Genomic DNA, 6,867 nt, shown 5'->3' with positions numbered 1-6,867 from the left:
CGAGCCCGTTCTGCGGGCCTCGAAGGTGCTGAGCGCTACACGAATCACTCGAGGAGCCGACACTGCCGAAGCCGTGTTGGCGCGACGCGCGGCCGCGCGGACCGCGATCTGCTCATGGCTCGACGGGCGCGCGGGCGGGGCTGACGACCTCTTGGCCGAGGCCGAGCGCGGGCTTCGCCCCCCGGCAAGTGCGCTGTTGCTGGCCTGCATCGCCCTCGAACCACTACTCAGCTTGCTTACCGAGGAGCTTGCCCAGGTACCTGGCGAACCCAACAGGTTCACCGGCTCTTCCGGAATCAGAGTGCGAGGGCTCCGCAGTGCAGTAGCGATCTGATCCGGTAGTTGATCAGGTTGCGGAAGCCGAGGGCGTTGCGGCGGAGGGCTTCGAGACGGCCGTTGATGGCTTCGGTCGGTCCGTTCGAGGCGCGGTGGTCGAAGTAGGCGAGGACGTCGTCGCGGCGGCGGTGCAGCGTGCGGCCGAGGGTCGCGAGTTCCTCGAGCCCGTCGGGTAGCCCGGAGCGGAGTCGGTCGATCACCGCGGTGAGCAGGGTCTTGCCGCGGGCGCGGTCGGTGGTCTCGTAGGCGGCGATGATCTGCTGGTAGGCCCACCAGGTCACCTCGACCGCGATGTGCTCGTCGTAGCCGAACACCGTCTCAAGCCTGGCGCGCTGCCGGTCGGTGAGCAGCCCGAGCCGGGTCCGCAGGGTGCGCCGGACGCGGTAGAGCGGGTCCCCAGAACGACCTCGGTGCCCGAGGGTGTCCTGTTGGACGCGTTGACGGCACAGGTCGAGCTTGTGCCCGGCCAGGGCGACGACGTGGAACGGGTCCATCACCGTCACCGCCTCAGGGAGGGCTTCGACCGCGGCGTTCTTGTAGCCACCGAACCCGTCCATCGCCACGATGCGCACCTGGTCGCGGAAGGACTGCGAGCGCGCCTGCAGCCAGGTCCTCATCGCGGCCGCGGAGCGGCCCGGGACCATGTCCAGCAGCCGAGCGGGTCCGTGACCTGCGACGACAGCGGTGAGGTCGGTGATCACGGTGACGAACCCGTCGGCCTCGACGCCGCGGGGGTGGGCCCACTTGTGCTCGTCGACGCCGATCACCTCGACCCCGTCCAACCGGGCGGGGCCGGCGGTGAGCAGCAGCGCGCTGGTCGCCTGCACGGCGATCGAGTTGACGGTGTCCCAGGAGCGGCCCAGCTCGCGGGCCACCGCAGCCACGGTGGCCTTGTCCAACATCAGCCGACGCAGGATGAACCTCGCGCACCGGCGCGTGGTCGACGCCCCGGGACGGGCAAGCCGGCTGGTGTCGTGAGCGAAGATCGCGCGGGCGCAGCCGTCATGGCGGCACTCGTAGCGCGGCACCCGCACGCGCAGCTCGAGGGGATGCCCGACCACCGGGACGTCGCTGACCCGGCGCTCGACGTGGTCGCGGTAGGTCCCGGTGATCCCGCAGCCCGGGCAGCGATCGGGGCCGTCGACGAGCAGCTCGCACCACAGAACCGTGGTCTGCCCGGCTACCGCGGCGTCGACAATCCCGACCCCGAGCTCCACGGTCCGGATGATCGTGTCGGCCACGATCTGGGCAGGCAGGGTCGTAGGCTGCGACATCGGGTCCCCGAGGTGTTGATGGGCAAGGTGTAGGAACCCGCATCATCAACTTCTCGGGGCCCGCCTCACCGCAGCGACACGACCCCAACTCCTGGCCCGGTCACACCCTCAGCTGCACTCCGGAATCGGAAGAGCCGGTTCACCTTGAGCAACCCAGCGCTACCCGACGTTCCTGCCACGGCTGCCGAACTCGACACGACCGTCGAGACGGTCGTTGGTCTGCTCGACCGTCTCCTCGACGCGATGACCGAGGGCTGGGACGTCGATCAGGCTGAAGAGCCATCAGATGCGAGGGAGAGCGCGCAGCCGTCTGGAGAAACCCTGGGGCGCTGCGCTGGATCGCTGAGCGCCCGCAGGAGCTGGTGGCCGAAGGCGCTCGCGGGTTCGGTGGCGACAACGCGCCTTTACCCGAGTACGCGGTCTCGATGCTTCGCGCAGCTTCGGACCGTCTCGCCGCGGAGATCGCCGCACGCTGGGACCGTCTTCCGCTGCTGATGCGCCACCGAGCAGCCCGGGCAACTGTCCGCCGCGCCGGCACGGGCCGCGGCGCTCGACATCACGGGACCCTGGCTGATGTTGCCGCGGAGGGCGACAAGCTCGCGGTTCAAGCAGTCGCTGACGCTGATCTCGCGCCCCTGCTAACTGTGGTTCCTGTCGACGACGACATGCTCGAAGCTATCGCCGAAGATGGGATGAACTCGGACGCCCTGACCGGACGACGAGCAGCCGCCCAAGAACTTGGTGGGTCGCTGTCGCTTCTTGACGTCCTCGAGACCCTCAGGCTTGCGTGCGAGCTCGACTCGCTCCCGGCGGACTTCGTCGCCGACTTCGCCACGGCGGCCGCCGACGCGATCACTGAGCCCGACCTCCTGCTCGAGCACCTCGGCGACCGCAGAACGCCCGGCGATGCACGACTACTCGTCGGCGCGCACCTCAATCACCCTGAGGCTGTCGGCCGCTGGTTGCTCGCCCGCGTAGACCTCGGACACCCCGAGGCTGTCGCGCTTGCTCTCGACGTCGTCCAGGACCTTCCCGAAGACCTCGCCGAGCAACTGCTTGACCGCGTCATAGAACTCGTCACCACCACGGACAGAGGTGACGCCGCCGAAGAGGGGAATCGTGATCTTGACGGCGAACCTTGGGTGAACGAGGTCGCCGATCAGCGTGTCGTGGAGCGCATCGCATCGAGGTGCGCCTGGGTTCTGGCGCGTGGCTTGGGAGCACCTGTCGTGCGCCTCGACCGGCTGCGCACCTTGGGTCTGCGCGGCCCCGAAGGCGCACTCCCGGACGTCATCTCGTCAGTCGGTCACGTGCTCGAAGCCGACTCGGAGTTCGCGAACCTGATTGTGGGCGACGAGGAGAGCAAGGAGCGCGGCGAGGACTTCGTCACCGTGGTGAAGCGCGCCCTCGACAGGGCCGATGCAGCTTCCGATCGAATCGATCCCGACCAGTACCGGAGCGCGCACGGCGCGCTGGCCCTCCTGGTCGCCGCCCCGATGCCGATGGCCGAGCTGCTCTACGCCCGCGCTCTGAGGTTCCCGTTCGGGCCGATACCGCCGCCGTGGCGACCGCTCATCGCCGAGCACGCAGGAGACGGCCGCTTCGCCGCCGTCGCGGACGCGCTTGCAGCCTCAGCCGCGACAGAACGCCAGTACCATCACCTACCGGACGAGGTAGAGTTCGCCACCACCCAGATGCTGCAGTTGTTGCGTGGCGATTCGACCTAACTCCAGCGATTTTCCGCTCCATGGCTTTATCAAATCGGCCACCAGGGCACGCCACCGCGAGTCGAATGGGACCGCGCCCCTGACGTAGCGTCGACTATCGGTGTTATCAAGCGCGAGCTGGCCACCGAGTTCCGGGAACCCTCGGAAGACTGGGTCGAGTTTCTCGCCGTGCGGTTCTTCAGCGGCAAGGACTTTACCAAGCAGGTGCGAGAGCAGTTCGCGCCGCTCGTGGAGAAGGCTCGCAGTCAATTCCTCAACGAGAAGGTCAAGATGCCTCGCCTCGACAGGGTGTCGACCAAGCCTGCGCAAGCTTGCTTGGTCGGGAGCACGCCGACGACTTATGCGTACTTCTCGATGAGGCGGGTTCTTCTGCGCACCAAGTCTCGCCTAGGGCCCACGAAGGTCGTTGGTTCGTGGGTCGAGTCCTAGCTGGAGTACCACCCGGGTCTCGTTCGCCTCTGAAAGCACGTCGTCGTGCTCCGAGGATTCTTTACTGTGGGCGGTTACCGATTCGCCGATTACCTGTTCGACGGGGGTATGGGCCATGACGTTGTCGAGCAGAGCCGCCGTCAGGGGAACCAACTGGTCGACCATAATTCCGGGATCAACGTACGCCTGGCCAGCGCCGTCAATCGTCACTCCCCAGACTTCTTCCCCGCCAAGATTGTCCATAACAGAAAGTAGTGAGGCTATGCTCATGGCTGGGAGGCCAATTCCAACGGAGCTCCCTCTCGCCGCGTCGTGTACGACAGAGGCTTGCAACGCCTCACCGTGGACCGAATTTCGCAACAAGCGAAGCAGTAGGAACAGTTGTTCACCTGGAGTGCCCGGAGCGAAGAATCCGACGAGGTCGGGGAACGCTTCGCGCAGTCCGTCTCGCCACTGCTGCTTCTGCCATCCCACTCGATGCAGCGTTTCCGTGGGCATACCTGCGACGATGTGAGCGACTCGCGCGGCGGCGTCGAGGGCGCCCACTAGCAGTTGGAGGACGTTATCAAGCGCAGCTGATGCGTCCTCGGCTGTGTCGTTCCTCTGAGGCTTGTTAAGCGACCAGTGTATCAGGTCGCGTTGGCGCAGCGCCCGGTCTAGGCGCCGTAATGTTGACTGAGCCAGATAAAGTGTGGATGCGCCAATCTCGGGCCGATCTGCACGGATGCATCCAGCGAAGTAGCGCCAGCTGGCGGGCAGCAGTGCGCGCGTTCCGATCCAGTAGAAGAGACCACGGTCGACTTCGTATCGACCACCATCCCAAGTTGCGGCGAGCAGAAATTGTCCCCGACAACGAAGAAAGAGCCCAACCACCGTTAGGGCCTGCTCTGGCGTCATGCAATCAACGCCACGCGCAAAGCGATGTGCATGGTTAAGCAAGTAGGTGCGTCGCGTGATAAAAACGTCAGCGTCAACAGCCTCCGCGCTTTGCCCCGCTAGGTAATCTGCGCGCCGCACGGCACGCTGCCGCTCAAGTTCTGTTCGGTCGTCGGGACCTGACCTTGGGTCGGCACGTTCGTCCTGCTCGACGAAGACGAGGGCATGCTGAGACCTGGCGGCCAGGACCACGTGGCCCGTGGAAAAGCTGTAGACAACTTCGCCGGTTTCGCCTTCGACCGCGTGGTCGGGCGGCGACATGACCCAACCAGGTGCGTGGGGCCCCGACTTGCTCGAGACAATATCGCGATACGGGGGCCCGTCATCTGCATAGCGCAGAACCTTGAATGCAGAGTCGGCTAGCAGGCTGGCGAGTAAGGTCTGTGCGGATAAGACCCCTTCAAAAGCCTTCTCATCTAGAGCGTGTGCCACGGCCCCGGGTACGTGAGCTGGTCCTGTGTCGGCAAGAAGCTCGACGTCAATCATAACTCGCATCGATCGGAATTCGTGTCGCCCGACGAATAGCGCGAGCTGGCGACGGCTCATTCCTGTGTCGCCGTCTGACCGAGCCTCGTCGTCGCGAATTGGGCGCCTGCTGGCCACGGCTTTATTGAGCCTTGAGATCACTTGAGTCCCTAGGTCGCGAGCTAGCGTCGTCGACGCCAAGCAAAGAGTCGAAATTGGGGAAAGGTGAAGGGTCGACGTTCGTCGCGCAGCTCGCGCGGTAGTTCTGATCGAATCTCTGCCCACAAGGAGGGGGAGCAGCGGTTGCGCCACGACCGGACTCCACGACGAACATGTGTCTCGATTATTTCGGCTTGAGCCAGCTCGAGTTGCGCGTGGAAGGGCTCGCTTTGCGTGGCCAAGCGTTCTAACGCAGTATTCGTAATGAGTTCGTCGATTCGAGTCCACAGAGAATCGTAGGACTCTGCGGCTGATCCCATGATCACCAAGACGCCGCCCGGAGTGAGCGCCTTCGATAACCGCTGGAGCTCAGGAGCAAGTAGCTCGATCGAGTCCGCCGTTGTAGGCATATTGCTCAGGACGATCAGGTCGAATGCGCTGACTCCGCCGAGGCGTTCGTCGTGGGCTAGTCGTCGGGCAGATGATGCGCTGATCGGCTCGTCCGAGCGATCGAACTCCGCTTCAATCTGTCGCGCGGCAGCCAGGCGCCGGTCTCGGTGGACTTGTTGTTGATCAAACCCGCTGAAATCTTCGATCTCAACTGAGTAGAGTAGGTGTCGGGCAATGTCTGGCGCGATCTGTCCTAGGTTCTCCGAAAGGGCGTGCAGGTAGTGAGACCAACTTGCGCCGCGCTCGATGGCAACCGGATTAGAAACCACTGCAAGAGAAAGCGGCCCCTCGGTTGCACCAGGTCTCGGATCACTTCGTTCGATAGAACCAGCCCACGTTGCTAGCGATTGGTAGTAGTCGATGGCTGCATAGAGAGCGGGAGCCGGCCCGGCCCCGATCTCCAGGATGGACACCCCGGGACCCTGCCTACGCCGCAGCGGTAGGGCGCCTACCCGTAGCAACTCGTCGAGCACCTGTTGCACGCGTCCGTAGCGATCCGCAAGATGTAAAGTTGCGTAGGCGACACTCTCCTCGACTCGGCTGAACTCTATTTCATTGCAACGGGTGTAGCAATCAGGCAAGCACTTGGCGACAGACGCAGCTGTATCGTCGTCCTGTACGAGGTCATTCGCGGTTCTGTCGATCGCAGCGCATAGAGCGTTGAGTCCGGTATCTAAACGTCGCTCTTGGCCGTTCCAGTTGCGGAACTCCTGAGCGTGTGCGAGTTGCCAACGTCGGGCACTGAATGAGCGGTTGATTGGTCGCACCTCCCGGTTCGGGCAACTGGGTGTCTACAGTGATGAGACGAGGGTAAGCCTTCCGTTGAGCTGTCGATGCACCCTAGCGTAGGTCGGAAGGGGTGCGGACCATATCGTAGTAACCTTCAAAATGCGCGATGCTCACTCAAAGTCCGGGAGCCTCCTTGGCGGTCGCCCGAAGGTTCTACGCAGAGAGGTCTGAGGCGGTTTTGAATGAGTTTGAAGGCGCTGTCCAGCAGTCTTGGTGTCATGTTTGTCAATGAGTCGGTGAACCCCGAAGGGGATATCGCCAGACCGCCTGACATAACGTGCGAATTTTGCTTCTTGTCGGTC

At 64.1% G+C, this 6,867-nt stretch carries 5 protein-coding genes; 1 reads left to right on the top strand and 4 read right to left on the bottom strand.

Annotated elements, in window-relative coordinates; genetic code table 11:
• Nucleotides 1–296 precede the first annotated feature (296 nt).
• Nucleotides 297–1,577 carry an ISL3 family transposase gene (locus WCD74_RS29715; RefSeq protein ID WP_337698549.1) on the bottom strand — a complete coding sequence of 427 codons (1,281 nt, stop codon included), beginning with the start codon at nt 1,575–1,577 and terminating at the stop codon, nt 297–299.
• Nucleotides 1,578–1,972: 395 nt separating this feature from the next.
• Here WCD74_RS29715 and WCD74_RS29710 point away from each other — a divergent pair, with 395 nt between their 5' ends.
• Nucleotides 1,973–3,337, top strand: coding sequence for a hypothetical protein (locus tag WCD74_RS29710; protein WP_337698548.1), 1,365 nt, complete (start codon nt 1,973–1,975; stop codon nt 3,335–3,337).
• Nucleotides 3,338–3,724: 387 nt separating this feature from the next.
• Here the strand turns inward: WCD74_RS29710 and WCD74_RS29705 are convergent, their stop codons facing one another.
• The 3 genes from WCD74_RS29705 to WCD74_RS29695 all read right to left on the bottom strand — a co-directional run.
• Nucleotides 3,725–5,188, bottom strand: a complete 1,464-nt coding sequence (locus WCD74_RS29705; protein ID WP_337698547.1) for a hypothetical protein — start codon at nt 5,186–5,188, stop codon at nt 3,725–3,727.
• A gap of 161 nt (nt 5,189–5,349) precedes the next feature.
• On the bottom strand, nt 5,350–6,189 hold the full coding sequence (locus WCD74_RS29700; RefSeq protein ID WP_337698546.1) for a hypothetical protein: 840 nt from the start codon (nt 6,187–6,189) through the stop codon (nt 5,350–5,352).
• Nucleotides 6,190–6,659: 470 nt separating this feature from the next.
• On the bottom strand, nt 6,660–6,867 hold a 208-nt coding region (locus WCD74_RS29695), incomplete at its 5' end, for a hypothetical protein (RefSeq protein ID WP_337698545.1).

Origin of the sequence: Actinomycetospora aurantiaca, from assembly GCF_037401875.1 — a bacterium.
In the GTDB taxonomy this organism is placed as follows: Bacteria; Actinomycetota; Actinomycetes; order Mycobacteriales; family Pseudonocardiaceae; genus Actinomycetospora; species Actinomycetospora aurantiaca.
Note: the sequence above shows the minus strand (reverse complement) of the source record. Positions and strands in the feature narration are given on the sequence as shown.